Here is a 17,168-nt window from a genome sequence, read left to right on the forward strand (position 1 = left end):
CCAGATCGGCGCGTGACAGCGCTGGTCAGCGCACCATCCGCACCGTCGTCGGGATCGGTCCGAACGTGCCGGTGGTGCCGTCCGGACGGAACCCGTTGCGTCGGTAGAACGCCTGCGCGCGCGGGTTGTCCTCGGCGACCCACAGCGACGCGGGGCGGTCGGCGAGCGCCGCGTCGAGCAGGGCCTGGCCCGCTCCGGACCCGTGCGACCCGGCGAGCAGGTAGAGCATCGTCAGCTCCTCGGCACGGACCGCATCCGGGCCCGACGTCGACTCGACGGCTGCGAACCCGACGATCGCCCCGTCGTGCACGGCGACACTCGTCGCGTGCGTGTCCCCCTCCAGGTTCTCCTGCCACATCGCGATGCGCCGGTCGACGTCGAACCACGGACTCGCGTCCGGGTCCTCGACGAACCGACCGTAGGTCTCCCGCCACGACGTCGCATGGACGCGGGCGATGGCCGCGGCGTCGTCGAGGATCGCGGGGCGGATCGTGAACTCCCCCATGGGCGGAGCCTAGGGCTGGAGGCGGTCGACCTGCCAGCCGCCCTCGACGCGGAGGTAGCGGATCCGGCGGTACATGCGGTCGCGACTGCCGTGCCAGAACTCGACCATGTCGGGGACGAGGCGGTACGCGGTCCACCCTGCCGGGCGCGGGACGTCGTCGCCGTGCTCATCGAGCAGTGCGTTCGCGGCGGTGATGAGGTCGGCGATCGTCGCCTCCGGCCCGTCGGTGAACGGGGCGGACTGGTCGGCCGCAGCGGTGGCCGCGCGCGACTTCGGGGAGCGGGCGGCGAACAGCTCGTCGGACTCGTGGTCGGCGAGCTGCACCACGCGCCCCTCGAAGCGGAGCTGCTGCATCGTCTCGCGCCAGTACACCTGCAGCGCGCCGTTCGGGTTCGCGGTGATCGCGCGGCCCTTGGGCGACGTCGTCGACGTCCCGAAGAGCAGGCCGTCGTCGTCGAACGACTTCACGTCGACCGTCCGGGCGCTGACGACCCCCGCGGGCGTGGCCGTGGCGAGCGTCATCGACAGCGGCTCGGCCACGTCGTGGTCGGTGGCGGCGGCGAGCCACTGTCGGGCGAGCGGCATCGGCGCCGGTGGTGGGGTGTCGAACTCGGGCAGGTCCGGGCCGTCGTCAGCGGAGAGGGAGGGGGAGGGGCTCACGTCCCCAACCAACCACCCGGTCCGCCGGGGCTCGCGCCTCGCGCCCAGGGACGTGTCAGTCGTGGCGGGACGCTGCGCGGCGGAGTGCGCGGAGCAGGAACCGGGACGGCAGACGGCGGACCGGCGCGGGGACGATCGCGACGACGACCCGGACGACGCCGACCATCCGGTCGAACCGACGCTGCTCCCGGACGCCCCAGGGGAACCCGAACCGCTCCCGGACCGACGTCGGCAGCGTGCCGACGGTCACGATCCGCACGAGCGGCATCGCGGCCCGGATCCATGCCGGGGCGGACCGCGGGTGCAGGAGGTCGCGGACCACGGCACGGGCGTCGTCGGTGACGTCGAGCCGGTCGAGCGCACCCGACCAGTACGCCCGGAACGCGCTCGGCGACGAGGGCCATGACCCCACCGGGACGCGGAGCGCACCACCGAGCGGCTCGTACGCCCGTAGGACCGCCGCGGCGAGCGGTGGCGGGACCGGTCCGCGGAGGAGCTCGTGCATCCGGATCGCCGAGTCGTACAGCGTCGCCGCGACCCACCGCTGTCGGTCCGGGTCGTCGGCGCCGGCGACCGGACGGTGCGCGTGCTCGACGAACCGCGCCGCGATCGCCGCGTCCGCAGGCGTCCCGAGCACCACCGCGTAGACGTACATCAGCGTGTGCACGAGCCGCTGCTGCGGCCGGCGTGCGAAGTCGCTGTGGCGTGCGACCCCGGCCCCGACGACCGGGTCCGCGATCTGGAGCAGGATGGCTCGGCCGCCCCCGAGCACGAGTGACGCGTCGGCCGCGAACCGCCGGACGTCACCGCGTGACGGACGGGAGGCACGGTGCGTGTCCGACACCGTGCCTCCCGTCCGATCCTGGTCGGGACGCGTCACGCGTCCCCGCGCCCGCTCACAGCGGGGTGTTCTCGTCCGTCCCGAGGTCGATGCTCTCGTATTCTCCGTCGTGCTCCCAGTCGTCGGGCGTGCCCTCGCGGGGTGCTCCGCCCGTGGGCCCGTCGTCGGTGCCGTCGCCCGCCTGCGGCAGGACGGTCTCGCCGGCGACGGCGTCGTTCGTCACCGTCTCGAGGGACTCGTCGGGGTCCGGGTACACGTCGCTCATCGTCGGGTCCTCACGCCGTGACGAAATGGGCTTCGCCGCCGGTCAGCTTCAGCTGCTCGGCGAGGCCCTTCTCGTCGGTCGATCCCCAGCGCTCGGCGATCTTGCCGTCGCGGAACTTCGCGACCTGGATGCCGCGGACCTCGAAGGTGTTGCCCGTCGGACCGTGCCCCTGGAAGTCGCCGGTGTGCGTGCCGGTGATCCGGAAGACGGCGGAGACGGAGTCGTCGTCGGCGGTGAGGATCTGGGGCTCGAGCGCCAGGTCCGGGAACGCCGAGGTGAACTGCTTCCAGAAGGCGACGATGCCCTCGATGCCGGGGGCCTGGTCCGGGGCCGGGTCGTGGTCGATGACGTCCTCCGCCCACACCTCCCCGAACCGGTCGAATGCCCGGGCCTCGATGATCTCGCCGAGTCGCTGCTGCGCCTGCACGTTGATGTCCTTGGTCATGGCTTCATGGCTACCCCCTCGTCCGGTGCGGATGTCCAGACACCGGGGGACAGGACGCGCCGGGCCCGGACCGCTCAGACCCGGTGCAGCAGCTCGCGGTCGCGGACGTCGGCGAGCGCCAACGTCCGGTAGCCCATGGACTCGAAGAACACCGTGATGCGGTCCTCCTCGGTGCTCATCACCGTGCCGTGCCCCCACGCCGCGTGCTCGACGGCGGTGTCCGGTGGGAACGCGGTGTCGCTCGACCCGTCCGCCGCGTGAACGGCCTCCACGGCCGATCCGTCGCTGCAGGTGTCGCAGCTGCCGCACGGCTCCGCCAGCTCGTCGCCGAAGTACCCGAGGAGGAACTGACGGCGGCAGGTCGACGTCTCGGCGAACTCCTGCATCATCGCGATGCGCGAGCCGTCCACCCGCTCGCGGTCCTCCGCCGACGCCACGGCCGCGTCGGCGGCGGCCCGGTCGCTCATGGCCGCGTCGCTCCGACGGAGCCCGCGCGACGACTCCTCGAGCGCACCCGCCGCGATGAGGGCGTTCACGACGCGGCCGACCGACCGGGCCGGCCGGTCGATGCTCCGTGCGAGGTCGGAGCGGCGGATCGGACGATCGACGGGCACCGCACGGTGGACCGCTCGGAGGTCCGAGCGGGCGGGGAGCCCGGCGCTGAAGAACCGGCGCAGGCCGAGGTCCTCCTGGCGGTAGTGCAGCGTCGCCACGGCCGGTTCGCCGTCCCGGCCGGCGCGGCCGATCTCCTGGTAGTAGGCGTCGATCGACTCGGGGACGTCGGCGTGGACCACGAACCGGACGTCGGGCTTGTCGATGCCCATGCCGAACGCGCTCGTCGCGACGACGACGTCGACCTCGCCGTCGAGGAACGCCCGGTGCACGGACTCGCGCTCCGAGGCGCGGAGGCCGGCGTGGTAGGCCCGCGCCCGCCGACCCCGGTCGCCGAGCGCATCGGCGTACACGAGCGTGTCCTTGCGGGTCGCGACGTAGACGAGACCGGGCACCGGGAGGGCCGCGACCTGGTCGGCGACGGCGTCCCGTTTCGCGTCGTCGTCCTCGTGGCGGACCACCTCGAGCCGGAGGTTCGGCCGGTCGAACCCGGACGCGAGGACGAGTGGCTCGCGCATGCCGAGCCGGTCGACGACGTCGCGGCGCACCGGACCGGAGCCCGTCGCGGTCATCGCGAGGACCGGCGGGTGCCCGAGCCGGTCGACGACCTCGCCGAGTGCGAGGTAGTCCGGGCGGAAGTCGTGGCCCCACGAGGACACGCAGTGCGCCTCGTCGACGACGAAGAGCGCGACGCCGAGGCGGACGAGACGGTCGACCACGTCGTCCTTCGCGAGCTGCTCCGGTGCCAGGAACAGGTAGGTCGCGGCTCCGCGTTCCAGGGCGTCCCAGGCCGCGTCGGCGTCGGACGCCGACCTCGACGAGTTGAGGGCGACCGCGCGCGCCTCGGTCCCGCTCCGCGTCCGGCCGCCCTGCCGTGCCGCGAGCCCGGCGACCTGGTCCTCCTGCAGTGCGATCAGTGGGGAGACCACGACCGTGGGGCCGTCGAGCAGCAGTGCCGCGACCTGGTAGACCGCGGACTTGCCGTACCCGGTGGGCATCACGACGACGGTGTCCCGGCCGCGCACGACCGACTCGATCCCGGCGAGCTGCGCGTCGTGGAGCTGTCCCCACCCGAAGTGGTCCCTCGCGGCGCTCTCGGCCCGCTGCGTGATGGTCGTCATCCCATGGACGGTGGCCGTCCGTTCCCGGGAGGACCCCGAGGGTCGGGGGACGCCGTGGCGGATTCGGGACAGGCGTGCGCGCTAGGCTGCTCGACGGCCGTTGTCTCGACATCGAGCGACCTCTCGCCGAGACCTCCGACCGCGGCAGGGCTGCGTGCCGACCGCATGCGCACTGCCGATGACAGCGACACGACACACGACGCGGTGAGGAAGAACAGCGTGGATCTTTTCGAGTATCAGGCCAGGGACCTCTTCGAGTCCTACGGCGTCCCGGTCCTGCAGGGGATCATCGCCGACACCCCGGAGGACGCTCGTGCGGCCGCCGAGAAGATCGGCGGGGTCGTCGTGGTGAAGGCCCAGGTCAAGGTCGGCGGCCGCGGCAAGGCCGGTGGCGTCAAGGTCGCGAAGACCCCGGACGAGGCGTTCGAGGCCGCAAAGGCGATCCTCGGGCTCGACATCAAGGGCCACGTCGTGCACCGCGTGATGGTCGCCCAGGGTGCCCAGATCGCCGAGGAGTTCTACTTCTCCGTCCTGCTCGACCGCGCCAACCGCTCGTACCTGTCGCTCGTCAGCGTCGAGGGCGGCATGGAGATCGAGGAGCTCGCCGTCGAACGCCCCGAGGCACTCGCCCGGGTCGAGGTCGACCCGACGGTCGGCATCGACGACGCGAAGGCCCACGAACTCGCCACGGCGGCCGGGTTCGCCCCGGAGCTCGTCGACCAGGTCGCGGCCGCGTTCGTCAAGCTCTACGACGTCTACGAGGGCGAGGACGCGACCCTCGTCGAGGTCAACCCGCTCGTCCGCACCGAGGACGGCCAGATCCTGGCGCTCGACGGCAAGGTCACGCTCGACGACAACGCCGAGTTCCGCCACGCAGCCCACGCCGAGCTCGAGGACACCGCCAGCGCGGACCCGCTGGAGGCGAAGGCCAAGGAGCACGGCCTCAACTACGTCAAGCTCGACGGCCAGGTCGGCATCATCGGCAACGGCGCGGGGCTCGTCATGTCCACGCTCGACGTCGTCGCGTACGCCGGTGAGCGCCACGGCGGGGTCAAGCCCGCCAACTTCCTCGACATCGGCGGCGGCGCGTCGGCCGAGGTCATGGCGAACGGCCTCGACGTCATCCTCGGCGACGAGCAGGTCAAGAGCGTGTTCGTCAACGTCTTCGGGGGCATCACCGCCTGCGACGCCGTCGCCAACGGCATCGTCGCCGCGCTCGAGATCCTCGGCGACGCGGCCTCGAAGCCGCTCGTCGTCCGCCTCGACGGCAACAACGTCGACGAGGGTCGACGCATCCTCGCCGAGAGGAACCACCCGCTCGTCACCGTCGTGGCGACCATGGACGACGCGGCCGAGAAGGCCGCCGAGCTCGCTGCGGCCGCGGCGTAGGAAAGGGACCGAACCAATGTCGATCTTCCTCAACAAGGACTCGAAGGTCATCGTCCAGGGCATCACCGGCGGCGAGGGCACGAAGCACACCGCGCTCATGCTCAAGGCGGGCACGCAGGTCGTCGGCGGGGTCAACGCCCGCAAGGCCGGCACCACCGTCACGCACGGCGAGACCACCCTGCCGGTGTTCGGCACGGTGGCCGAGGCGATCACCGAGACCGGGGCCGACGTCTCCATCGTTTTCGTGCCGCCGGCCTTCGCGAAGGACGCCGTGATGGAGGCCATCGACGCCTCGATCCCGCTCGTCGTCGTGATCACCGAGGGCATCCCGGTGCAGGACGCCGCGGAGTTCTGGGCGCACGCCAAGGAGCTCGGTGGTGCCACGCGCATCATCGGCCCGAACTGCCCCGGCATCATCACGCCCGGTGAGTCGCTCGTCGGGATCACCCCGGCCACGATCACCGGCAAGGGTCCGATCGGCCTCGTGTCGAAGTCGGGCACGCTGACCTACCAGATGATGTTCGAGCTCCGCGACCTCGGGTTCTCGACGGCGATCGGCATCGGCGGCGACCCGGTCATCGGCACGACGCACATCGATGCGCTCGCCGCCTTCGAGGCCGACCCCGAGACCAAGGCGATCGTGATGATCGGCGAGATCGGCGGCGACGCCGAGGAGCGTGCCGCCGACTTCATCAAGGCCAACGTCACGAAGCCGGTCGTCGGCTACGTCGCGGGCTTCACCGCTCCCGAGGGCAAGACCATGGGCCACGCCGGTGCGATCGTGTCCGGCTCGGCCGGCACGGCCGAGGGCAAGAAGACCGCGCTCGAGGCGGCTGGCGTGCGCGTCGGCAAGACGCCGTCCGAGACGGCGGCACTGCTGCGCGAGGCCTACGCGGCGCTGTAGACGCGCAGCGACGCACGGGAGGCACGGTGCCAGCTGGCACCGTGCCTCCCGTCCGCTTCTCCTCCCGACCGCGAAACGCCACCTTGACCGCGACGCGCAGAGTCATGTCTCTGCGCGATGCTGCCAAGGTGGTGTTTCGCGGAGGGGCGACCCGGTCACGAACCCCGGCTCCCGTATCCTCGCCACGATGAACCGCCCAGCCACCGCTCTGTTCGCCGCCGTCGAGGCGGTCGTCGCGGTCGCCGTCGGCATCGGCGTCGCCCTCGTCCCGTTGACGCTGCTGTGGGGCACCGAGTACGGCCTGCAGATCCCGTGGGTCGTGTTCTGGCGCGCCGCGGCGAGCATCTGGCTGCTCGGACACGGCGTCGACGTCACGTTCGTGCTCGACGCCGCGACCGCGTCGGCGACCGGGATCCCCGGGGCGTCGGCCCCGATCGTGGTGACCATCGCCGCGCTCGGGTTCGCGGTCGTGACGGCGTGGCTCGGCGCGCGGGCCGGTCGGCGTCTCGCCGAGACGGAGCACCGTGTGACGGGCAGCATCGCCGGCATCGCGGTCGTCGCACTGCTCTCGGTCGGCATCGCACTGTCGTCGATCAGCATCGCCACCCGGCCGTCGCTCTGGCAGTCCATCGTCCTGCCGGCGCTCTGGTACGGCGTGCCGTTGCTCGTCGCCGCCGAGATCGCCCGCCGTCGTCGTTCGGCCGCCCCCGATCCGGTGACGGCCCGCGTGCTCGACCTCGTCGACCGGGTCCCGGAGCTGTGGCGGAGCGTCATCGGTGTCTCGGTCCGTGGTGGTGTCGCCGTGTCGGCCGTCGTCGTCGCGGTCGCGGGGATGCTCGTCGGGTTCCTCGTCCTCGGTTCCTACGCCGAGGTCATCACGCTCTACGAACAGTCGCATGCCGGCGTCGTCGGCGGCCTCGCGATCACCGTGGGTCAGCTCGCGTTCCTCCCGGACGTCCTCGCGTGGGCGGCGTCGTGGATCATCGGTCCCGGCTTCGCGATCGGTACCGGGTCGACCGTCTCGCCGATCGCCACCACCCTCGGTCCGATCCCCGGCATCCCGCTGTTCGGAGCCCTGCCGGCGAGCGGGCACTCGTTCGGGCTGCTCTGGATCCTCGTCCCGGTCGTGGGCGCGTTCCTCGTGGCGGCGTTCCTCCGTCCGCGGCTCGTCCGTGCGCTCGCCCGGGAGAACACCGCAGGACGCCGGGCGATCGCGGGTGCGGGCATGGGTGTCGTCGCGGGGGTCGTGATGTGGTTCGTGGCCGCGGTCTCCGCCGGTGCGTTCGGACCCGGCCGGCTCGCGTCGGTCGGCGCGGACCCCTGGCTCGTCGGCCTGTTCGCGGCGCTCGAGGTCGGCGTGCCGGCGGTCGTCGCCCTCGCGGTCGGCAGTGACCTCGTGCGGCTGCCGGAGCGTGACTCGTGGTTGCCGTCCCGCGAACGGTGGCACAGTGACGAGGCCGGTGCGGCGGACCGTCGCGCGGAGGCCCCGGTGCGGATGGACACGCTGACGCACGAGGACGACGGCGGGTTCATCGGCGCCCTCGGCCGCGCGGGGGCGGGCGAGACGAACGAGCACCGGCGGCACGTCGTGCACGACGCGAGCGCAGCGCCGACCGTGGCAGGTGCAGGTGCAGGTGCAGGTGCAGGTGCAGGTGCAGGCGTGAGCGGGGGTGGTGGGACGCGCGGGGGCGAGGACACTGCCGACGGCGATGCCGACTCGGACGCCGACGCCGTGACGCAGTCGTTCGCCGGGGACGACCTCGACGGCGCTCGGGCCGCGGCGTCCTCGCACGAGGACGTGGACGCCGTGCCCCACGACGACGTACGCGCCGTGCCCCACGACGACGCGCACGCCGAGCCGCACGCTGCAGTGCCGGAGACCGCTCGCGGCAGGATCGCGCACGACGCCGCCGGGATCGTCGGGGGTGCAGCCGACCTCGCGTCGGGCGCGCGGGACCGCGTCTCGACGATGCTCTCCACCGCCCTGCGCAACCGCCGTGCCGGACGGGGGCATGCGCCGGACCGGTCGTCGGTGCCGGAGTCGGGCCGTGCCTCCCGTCCGAGGCCGCGCCGTCTCGACCAGCCGAACGCCGACGTGTCGCGACCCGAGGCGACCGCCGACGTCCCGACCGCGTGGCCGGGGGCGGCGCTCGGCGACCGCGAGCAGGCCGAGGGGGTGTCGCCGCGGCGGCCGACGGGCTTCCGGGAGCCGACGAGCTCCCCGCAACCGACGGGTCCCACGCGGTCGAGCCCGACCCCGACCCCGACCCCGAGCCCGACCCCGGAGCCCGAATCGTGGGAGACCGACGAGGTCCCGGAGCACGAACTCCCGTGGTGGCGCCGCCCCAAGCCCGACGCCTGACCGGTCCCCGCCCCGCCCCGCCCCGCCCGCCCCGGCCGCCGTCGAGGATGCATGATCCCGCAGTACACCTCGGCCGGCACTGCGGGATCCTGCATTCTCGACGCACCGGCGGCACCGGCGGCACCCGGGTCCGCACCGGATCGGAGCCAGTAGGCTGGTTCCGTGCTCGAATTGGTGGTCCTGATCTCCGGTGCCGGATCGAACCTCCGGGCCCTCCTCCGCGCCGCCCAGGACGCCGAGTACCCCGCGCGGGTCGTCGCCATCGGCGCTGACCGCGACGCGGAGGGCCTCGCCCTCGGCGAGGAGTTCAGCATCCCGACGTTCCAGGTCTCGTACGGCAACTTCGCCGGCCGGGCCAGCTGGGGAGCCGCGCTCGCCGACCAGATCCGCCCCTGGACACCGGACCTCCTCGTGCTCTCCGGGTTCATGCGCCTGCTCCCGCACGACGTCGTCGCCGAGTTCGGCCCGCACATCATCAACACCCACCCCGCGTACCTGCCGGAGTTCCCCGGGGCGCACGCCGTCCGCGACGCGATCGCCGCCGGTGTCACCGAGACCGGCGCGAGCGTCATCGTCGTCGACGACGGCGTCGACAGCGGTCCGATCCTGGTGCAGGAGCGGATCCCGGTGGAACCGCACGACTCCGAGTCCACCCTGCACGACCGCATCAAACACGTCGAACGGCGCCTGCTGATCCAGACCGTCCTCGACATCGCCAACGGAACCGTCGACCTGAAGGAAGCCACCCGCGCATGAGCGTGCACGCCGCCGACCCCAGCCTCCACCGCGAGCGGGACGTCGTCCCCGTGCGCCGTGCCCTCATCTCGGTGAGCGACAAGTCCGGACTGCTCGAACTCGCCGGCGCGCTCGACGCCGCCGGGATCGAGATCGTGTCGACCGGCTCGACGGCATCGACGATCGCGGCGGCGGGCATCCCGGTCACCGAGGTCGCGACCATCACCGGGTTCCCGGAGTCGCTCGACGGCCGCGTCAAGACGCTGCACCCCGTGGTGCACGCCGGACTCCTCGCCGACCTGCGGCTGGCGTCGCACGAGCAACAGCTCGCGGACCTCGGCATCGCGCCGTTCGAGCTCGTCGTCGTGAACCTGTACCCGTTCGTCGAGACCGTCGCCTCCGGTGCGGACGCCCCGACGGTGGTCGAGAACGTCGACATCGGCGGACCGGCGATGGTCCGCGCGTCCGCCAAGAACCACGCGAACGTCGCGATCGTGGTCGCGCCCGCCTCGTACGCCGAGGTGGTCGAGGCGATCCGGAGCGGAGGCACGGACCTGGCGCTCCGCCAGCGGCTCGCCTCCGCTGCGTTCGCGCACACGGCGGCCTACGACACGGCGGTGGCGGCGTACTTCGCGACACACGTCGCCGGTGAGGCCGATCCGGATGCGGCCGACCAGGACGGGGCGGCGGACGTCACCGCACCGGAGGCATCGATCGACCGCGCGACGCCGGGGGCGTTCGAGGACACCGTGACGCTCGCCGGTGTCCGCACCACGACCCTCCGCTACGGCGAGAACGCGCACCAGGCCGCGGCGCTCTACACGAGCGTCGGTGGCACCGGGATCGCGCAGGCGACGCAGCTGCACGGCAAGGAGATGTCCTACAACAACTACGTCGACGCCGATGCCGCACTCCGTGCCGCCTACGACTTCGACGAGCCGGCCGTCGCGGTCATCAAGCACGCGAACCCCTGCGGCATCGCGGTCGCGACGCACGACGCCGCCGACCCGATCGCCGACGCCCACGCCCGGGCACACGCGTGCGACCCCCTCTCCGCCTTCGGGGGCGTCATCGCGGCGAACCGTCCGGTGACGCGGGGGATGGCCGAGACGGTCAAGGACATCTTCACCGAGGTCGTGATCGCACCCGCGTTCGACCCCGAGGCGCTCGAGATCCTCGCCGCCAAGAAGAACATCCGGCTCCTGACGCTGCCGACGGACTTCGCGCTGGCGCCGCGGGAGGTCAAGCAGATCTCGGGCGGGTTCCTCGTGCAGGACTCGGACCGGTTCACGTCGTTCGACCAGTCCACGTGGACTCTCGTGTCCGGTGAGCCCGCGGACGAGGCGACCCTGGCCGACCTCGCGTTCGCGTGGAAGGCCTGCCGGGCCGTCAAGTCGAACGCGATCCTCCTCGCGAACGACGGCGCGAGCGTCGGCGTCGGCATGGGGCAGGTCAACCGGGTCGACTCGTGCCACCTCGCCGTGACGCGCGCGGGGGAGCGGGCCTCGGGGTCGGTCGCCGCCTCGGACGCGTTCTTCCCGTTCGCCGACGGGCTGCAGGTGCTGCTCGACGCCGGGGTCCGCGCGGTCGCGCAACCGGGCGGCAGCATGCGGGACGCCGAGGTCGTCGAGGCCGCACAGGCCGCCGGCGTGACGATGTACCTGACGGGCGAGCGGCACTTCTTCCACTGAGCGCGGCCCGGGGCAGCGGACCCGATCTCCGCGACACGCCGCACCTGGTTGCGCGCTGTGATCTGCTCTGAATATCCTGTAAGGCTCCGCCAGGCCGGTCGACACGCAGCGATGTGTGGCACCGCAGCGGACGACGGTGATGACGACGACGACTGGAGTGACGATGAACTCGACGACTGGGATCGCGGCAGTGGACGCGCGGGCAGGTCGTGGGCTCGTCCCGTCCGTCTCGTACCCGACGCGCTAGGGCTCGATCAGCCCGGACGTCTCGCCGTACCGCACCTCGCGCGGGACCACTGTGTCCCGTGACCTCCCTCCGGATGGACGGAGTCGGCCAACCGGCTCCGCATCACCGGACGGATGCTCTCCTTCGAACACGCACACCGGGCCTCCCGTCCGGCTCGACCATGAGGACTCTCCCATGTCGAAGACGCCTTCCCAGGCGCGCCCGTCCACCGTCCGCGCCATCATGCGGATCCACCCCTACGTGAAGCCCCACCAGGGGCGCATCATCGGCGGCATGCTCGTCGCGATGGGTGCCTCGCTGGTGGCGCTCGCCATCCCGCTGGTGCTCCAGCGGCTCGTCGACGGACCGCTGTCCTCGGGCGACGCCAGCCAGGTCTGGCCTGCCGGGCTCGTCGTGCTCGCCCTCGGCGTGCTCGAGGCCGGGTTCGTGCTGTCCCGCCGACAGCTCGTGATGCGTCCCTCGACGAAGATCGAGGCGAGCATGCGGAACGCCCTCTACGCCAAGCTGCAGGAGCTGCCCGTGGCGTTCCACGACCGCTGGCAGTCCGGGCAGCTGCTGTCCCGGTCGGTGAGCGACCTCAGCCTGATCCGCCGCTGGCTGGCGTTCGGCGTCGTGCTGCTCATCGTGAACATCATCACGATCATCGTCGGCTTCGGCGTGCTGTTCACCTTCGGGTGGCAGCTCGGCCTGCTGTTCCTCGTCGCCTCGATCCCGATCTGGATCTGCTCGATCCTGTTCGAGCGCAAGTACTCGATCGTGGCCCGGCGCAGCCAGGATCAGGTCGGCGACCTCGCCACGAGCGTCGAGCAGTCGGTGCACGGCATCCGCGTGCTCAAGGCCTTCGGGCGCGGTCGCACCAAGCTCGAGGAGTTCTCCGAGCAGGCCGAGGCGCTCCGTGGGACCGAGATCCAGAAGGCCAAGGCGATCGCGTCGCTGTGGCTCTGGCTGTTGCTCGTGCCGGACGTGGCGTTCGCGCTGTGCCTGCTCGTCGGCATCTGGCTCGCGTCCGAGCAGCAGATCACCGTCGGCGCGCTGTTCGCGTTCTTCGCGGCGGCCACCGTCCTGCGGTTCCCGATCGAGTCGATCGGCTTCCTCCTCTCGATGACCTACGACACCCGCACCGCGGTCGACCGGTACTTCGAGGTGATGGACGCCGAGAACACGATCGAGGACCCCGCTTCGCCGAGGACCATCGGCGAGCCGCACGGCGCGCTCTCGTTCAACCAGGCGCACTTCCGCTACCAGGACGCCGGGGCGCAGTACCCCGACCTCGTCAACGGAGTGGACCTGCACCTCGAGCCCGGCGAGACGATGGCGCTCGTCGGCCTGACCGGCTCCGGCAAGACGACGCTGCTGTCCCTCGTGCCGCGCCTGTACGACGTCACCGGGGGCTCGATCACCATCGACGGCGTCGACGTCCGCGACATGACGCGCGAGGAACTCCGCCGCGTGGTGGGGGTCGCGTTCGAGGACGCGACGCTGTTCAGTGCGAGCGTTCGCGACAACGTGCTGCTCGGGCGGCCGGACGTCACCGGACAGGAGGCCGACGACCTGATGCGCGAGGCGCTCGACATCGCCCAGGCAGAGTTCGTCGCCGAGCTGCCCGACGGTGCCGACACCCGCGTCGGCGAGGAGGGCCTGTCGCTCTCCGGCGGTCAGCGTCAGCGGCTGGCGCTCGCCAGGGCGATCGCGGCGCGGCCCGCCGTGCTCGTGCTCGACGACCCGCTGTCGGCGCTCGACGTCGACACCGAGGCACGGGTCGAGGCCGGGCTCCGCCGCGTCCTCGCCGAGACGACGTCGCTCATCGTCGCCCACCGGCCGTCGACCGTGACGCTCGCCGACCGGGTGGCGCTCATGGAGAACGGTCGGATCACCGCCGTCGGGACGCACCACGACCTGATGGCCACCAACGAGCACTACCGCTACGTCATCTCGTCGCTCGACGAGGACGACGCGAACGACCGAGAGGAGGCACTGGCGTGAGCGATCGCGAGAAGACCACGGCCAGGCCCACCGTCCCCGGCGAGCCGGCTGACGAGTTCCAGACCGAGTTCGAACAGGAGGCCCAACCCGACGCCGCCACGCTCGGCACCGATGCGGGTGCGGAGGTCGCGGACCCGCCGACCGCGTCCATCACCGTGCACGGTGTCCGGGGCGAGGAGCGCGAGGACTTCACCAAGGCCGAGAGCCGTCGACTGCGCAAGCGGTCGGTGGCGCTCCTCGGGTCGCTGATGAGCCCACTGAAGGCCCGGTTGTGGCTCATCGCGGTCGTCGTCGTCGTCTCGACCGGCGGCCAGGTCGCGGGTCCGGCGCTGATCGCGTACGGGATCGACAACGCCCTGCCCGACGTGCTCCGGGACCAGGACTGGTCCGCCGCGTTCTGGACGGTCGGCGGCTACGTCGCGGTCGCCATCGCCGGTGCGGTCCTGACGGCCTGGTACACCGTGCTCGCGGCGCGGATCAGCCAGGCGATCCTGTTCGACCTCCGCAAGCGCGTGTTCCTGCACACCCAGCGCCTCAGCCTCGAGTTCCACGAGACCTACACGTCCGGCCGGATCATCTCCCGTCAGACGAGCGACCTCGACTCGATCCGCGAGCTCCTGGACTCCGGCCTGAACCAGCTCATCCAGGGTGTGCTGTACATGGTGTTCACGGCGATCGCGCTCGTCTCGCTCGACCCGACCTCGGGCATCGTGCTCGCCGTCGCGCTCGTCCCGCTCTGGGTCCTGGTGCGCTGGTTCCAGAAGAACTCGCAGCAGCGGTTCCGCGCCACCCGCGTCGCGAGTGCCCGTGTGATCGTGCACTTCGTCGAGACCATGACGGGTATCCGAGCCGTGCAGGCGTTCCGCAAGGAACGTCGCAACCGCGACGAGTACGGCCAGTACGTCGAGGACTACCGCGAGGCCAACACGAAGGTGTTCAACCTGTTCGGGACCTTCGACCCCGCGCTCGTGCTCATCGGCAACCTGACGCTCGCCGCGGTCGTCATCGTCGGCGGCATCCGTGCGGCCGACGGGACGCTCGAGATCGGTGCGCTGCTCGCGGTCGCGCTGTACGCCAAGCGGTTCTTCGACCCCGCGCAGGAACTCGCGATGTTCTACAACGGGTACCAGTCCGCCTCGGCCGCGATGGAGAAGATCTCCGGGGTGCTCGAGGAGGAGCCGAGCGTGCCGGACCCTGCCAAGCCGGTCCACATCCAGCAGGCGACGGGCAAGGTCGACTTCGACGACGTCGAGTTCGCGTACAACCGGAACGCCGTCGTGCTGCCGGAGTTCGACCTGCACGTGCCCGCGGGGCAGACGATCGCGCTCGTGGGGTCGACGGGTGCCGGCAAGTCGACGCTCGCCAAGCTGATGGCGCGCTTCTACGACCCGACGCGCGGTTCCGTCCGGCTGGACGGCGTCGACCTCCGCGACCTCGACACGAAGGACATGCGCCGCGCCATCGTGATGGTGACGCAGGAGGCGTACCTGTTCTCCGGGTCGGTGTCGGACAACATCGCGCTCGGCAAGCCGGGTGCGACTCGTGAGGAGATCGAGCGGGCGTCCAGGGCGGTCGGTGCCCACGAGTTCATCATGGCGCTGCCGGACGGCTACGACACCGACGTCAACAAGCGCGGCGGTCGGGTCTCGGCCGGGCAGCGGCAGTTGCTCTCGTTCGCGCGGGCGTTCCTGGCGGACCCGCGGGTGCTCATCCTCGACGAGGCGACGGCGTCGCTCGACATCCCGTCCGAGCGGCTGGTGCAGGAGGGCCTCGAGACCCTGCTCGCCGACCGCACGGCGGTGATCATCGCGCACCGCCTCTCCACCGTGGCGATCGCGCACCGGGTGCTCGTCATGGAGCACGGGCGGATCGTCGAGGACGGGACGCCGGCGGACCTCATCTCGGGGACCGGCCGGTTCGCGCAGCTGCACGCGGCGTGGCGGGACTCGTTGGTCTGAGACCGGGCGGCGTGCCCGTCCTCCGCACGACCTGATCCGCTCCGCACGACGTCAACACGCGGTGCGGAGCGGATCGCGTCGTGGAGTGCCGCGGATCGTGTCGTGGAGTGCGGCCGCAGCGGTACGAACTCCCGGCCGCACCTGGTTGGCTGGAGCAGAACTCCTGGAGGACACCGTGACCCGACCGAACACCGACACCGAACTCCCGCCGCTCGGTGGCGTCCCGCTCGACCGCCCGTTGTACAACGCCCCGATCGGCGAAGCGATGCGACGCTACGTGCGGAAGTACGTGGTGTTCAGCGGGCGAGCGAGCCGCTCGGAGTTCTGGTGGTGGTGGCTGACCGGGTTCGCGCTGCTGCTCGTGCTCGTCATGATCGGCGAGCTGACCCGAGGGAACGCATCGGTGGGCGAAGGAGCGCTCGAGTCGGTGCTCATCGTGCTCTGGTGGCTGTTCACCCTCGTCGGCAACCTCGCGGTCGGTGCCCGGCGCCTGCACGATGCGAACCTCTCCGGCTGGTGGCAGCTGCTCCACGTGCTCCCGGGCATCGGGTCGCTCGTCGTGTTCGTCCTCGCACTCCTGCCGGCGAACCCGAAGGGCACGCGCTTCGACCGGTGACGCTCCGACCGGGGCGGTCCCCGTTCAGTGGCGCGTCGAGCGTGGCCCCGCGCTCAGCGGACGAGCGGCTCCACGGCGTCGAGGATCGTCGGCACCTCGGTCCTCGTCGTGTAGTCGACGTGCACGTCCACGAAGCGGACGACACCGTCCGCGTCGACGACGAGCACCGTCGGGAACGGGATGGCTGCCGTCCCGTCCGCATTGCTGTCGGCGACGGCGAACCCGAGCTCGGTGTGGGCCGCCTGGGCCGCGGCACTGGGGGCTGTGACGAGCCCGAGCTCCGCCGCGAGGACGTTCGCCGGATCCGTCAGGACCGCGTACTCGAGGCCGCCGTTCGCCACCGACTGCTCGGAGGCCTCGGGCGTCTGCGGGCTGATCGCGACGAGCTGCGCGCCGACCGCGGTGAGTTCGGGCAGCAGTGTCTCCTGGTAGTGCTTGAGCGTGAGGTTGCAGTACGGGCACCATGCGCCGCGGTACAGCACCACGACGGTCGGGATGCCACCGAGGACCTCGGCGAGCGTGACACGCTCGTCCTCCGGGGTGCGGAGTGACGCGTCCGGGAGTCTGCTCCCGACGGCGATCGCGCCGGCGGGGACGCCGTCCGCGACGAGGTCCCGTTGCTCGCCGGCGAAGACGGAGCTGAGCGTCGGGCCGATCTGCGCGGTGAAGCCGGTGGTGAAGTCGGCGACCTGCGCGGCGATCGTCTGTTCGGGCATGGTGTGCTCCTCGTGGCGAGTCGAGACCGGGTGGGAGGCCCGGGCGGTGCTCCGGCGGAGACCGGGTGCATCGGAGCGTACGACGCCGGTTCGGCGGCGCGGCCGGAGCGCGTCACAC

15 protein-coding genes are annotated in these 17,168 nt (G+C 71.8%); 8 read left to right on the top strand and 7 right to left on the bottom strand.

Annotated elements, in window-relative coordinates:
- Positions 1 to 25: 25 nt before the first annotated feature.
- The 6 genes from ACO0E0_RS04880 to ACO0E0_RS04905 all read right to left on the bottom strand — a co-directional run bounded on the left by ACO0E0_RS04880 (position 26) and on the right by ACO0E0_RS04905 (position 4,449).
- On the bottom strand, positions 26 to 505 hold the full coding sequence (locus ACO0E0_RS04880) for a GNAT family N-acetyltransferase (RefSeq protein ID WP_422870273.1): 480 nt from the start codon (positions 503 to 505) through the stop codon (positions 26 to 28).
- Between the two features lie 9 nt (positions 506 to 514).
- Positions 515 to 1,165: a pyridoxal 5'-phosphate synthase gene (locus tag ACO0E0_RS04885; RefSeq protein ID WP_422870274.1), complete on the bottom strand. Its 651-nt coding sequence runs from the start codon at positions 1,163 to 1,165 to the stop codon at positions 515 to 517.
- Between the two features lie 55 nt (positions 1,166 to 1,220).
- The gene (locus ACO0E0_RS04890) at positions 1,221 to 2,009 is read right to left on the bottom strand and encodes an oxygenase MpaB family protein (RefSeq protein WP_422870275.1); all 789 of its coding nucleotides are present in this window, start codon (positions 2,007 to 2,009) and stop codon (positions 1,221 to 1,223) included.
- A gap of 52 nt (positions 2,010 to 2,061) precedes the next feature.
- Positions 2,062 to 2,271, bottom strand: a complete 210-nt coding sequence (locus tag ACO0E0_RS04895) for a hypothetical protein (RefSeq protein ID WP_422870276.1) — start codon at positions 2,269 to 2,271, stop codon at positions 2,062 to 2,064.
- Positions 2,272 to 2,281: 10 nt separating this feature from the next.
- Entirely contained in the window at positions 2,282 to 2,716 is a 435-nt protein-coding gene (locus ACO0E0_RS04900) for an ester cyclase (RefSeq protein ID WP_422870277.1), read from the bottom strand.
- A 74-nt stretch (positions 2,717 to 2,790) separates the two neighbouring features.
- Entirely contained in the window at positions 2,791 to 4,449 is a 1,659-nt protein-coding gene (locus ACO0E0_RS04905; protein WP_422870278.1) for a RecQ family ATP-dependent DNA helicase, read from the bottom strand.
- A 219-nt stretch (positions 4,450 to 4,668) separates the two neighbouring features.
- On the opposite strand from ACO0E0_RS04905, the gene sucC reads away from it, so the two are divergent.
- The 8 genes from sucC (at position 4,669) to ACO0E0_RS04945 (ending at position 16,334) form a co-directional block, all read left to right on the top strand.
- Positions 4,669 to 5,838: an ADP-forming succinate--CoA ligase subunit beta gene (gene sucC, locus ACO0E0_RS04910; protein WP_422870279.1), complete on the top strand. Its 1,170-nt coding sequence runs from the start codon at positions 4,669 to 4,671 to the stop codon at positions 5,836 to 5,838.
- Between the two features lie 16 nt (positions 5,839 to 5,854).
- Positions 5,855 to 6,742, top strand: a complete 888-nt coding sequence (sucD, locus tag ACO0E0_RS04915; protein WP_422870280.1) for a succinate--CoA ligase subunit alpha — start codon at positions 5,855 to 5,857, stop codon at positions 6,740 to 6,742.
- Between the two features lie 187 nt (positions 6,743 to 6,929).
- A complete protein-coding gene (locus ACO0E0_RS04920) occupies positions 6,930 to 9,104 on the top strand; it encodes a cell division protein PerM (RefSeq protein ID WP_422870281.1) in 2,175 nt (724 codons plus the stop codon).
- Positions 9,105 to 9,266: 162 nt separating this feature from the next.
- On the top strand, positions 9,267 to 9,860 hold the full coding sequence (gene purN, locus ACO0E0_RS04925; RefSeq protein WP_422870282.1) for a phosphoribosylglycinamide formyltransferase: 594 nt from the start codon (positions 9,267 to 9,269) through the stop codon (positions 9,858 to 9,860).
- Entirely contained in the window at positions 9,857 to 11,530 is a 1,674-nt protein-coding gene (gene purH / locus ACO0E0_RS04930; protein ID WP_422870283.1) for a bifunctional phosphoribosylaminoimidazolecarboxamide formyltransferase/IMP cyclohydrolase, read from the top strand. The genes purN and purH overlap by 4 nt, the downstream gene beginning before the upstream one ends.
- A gap of 421 nt (positions 11,531 to 11,951) precedes the next feature.
- Positions 11,952 to 13,760: an ABC transporter ATP-binding protein gene (locus tag ACO0E0_RS04935; RefSeq protein ID WP_422870284.1), complete on the top strand. Its 1,809-nt coding sequence runs from the start codon at positions 11,952 to 11,954 to the stop codon at positions 13,758 to 13,760.
- Between the two features lie 149 nt (positions 13,761 to 13,909).
- On the top strand, positions 13,910 to 15,718 hold the full coding sequence (locus tag ACO0E0_RS04940) for an ABC transporter ATP-binding protein (RefSeq protein WP_422870450.1): 1,809 nt from the start codon (positions 13,910 to 13,912) through the stop codon (positions 15,716 to 15,718).
- Between the two features lie 175 nt (positions 15,719 to 15,893).
- A complete protein-coding gene (locus ACO0E0_RS04945) occupies positions 15,894 to 16,334 on the top strand; it encodes a DUF805 domain-containing protein (protein WP_422870285.1) in 441 nt (146 codons plus the stop codon).
- Positions 16,335 to 16,387: 53 nt separating this feature from the next.
- Here ACO0E0_RS04945 and ACO0E0_RS04950 read toward each other — a convergent pair whose 3' ends face one another.
- Entirely contained in the window at positions 16,388 to 17,050 is a 663-nt protein-coding gene (locus tag ACO0E0_RS04950) for a peroxiredoxin-like family protein (protein WP_422870286.1), read from the bottom strand.
- Positions 17,051 to 17,168: the final 118 nt, after the last annotated feature.

Source organism: Curtobacterium phyllosphaerae (assembly GCF_049341865.1).
Classification (GTDB): domain Bacteria; phylum Actinomycetota; class Actinomycetes; order Actinomycetales; family Microbacteriaceae; genus Curtobacterium; species Curtobacterium phyllosphaerae.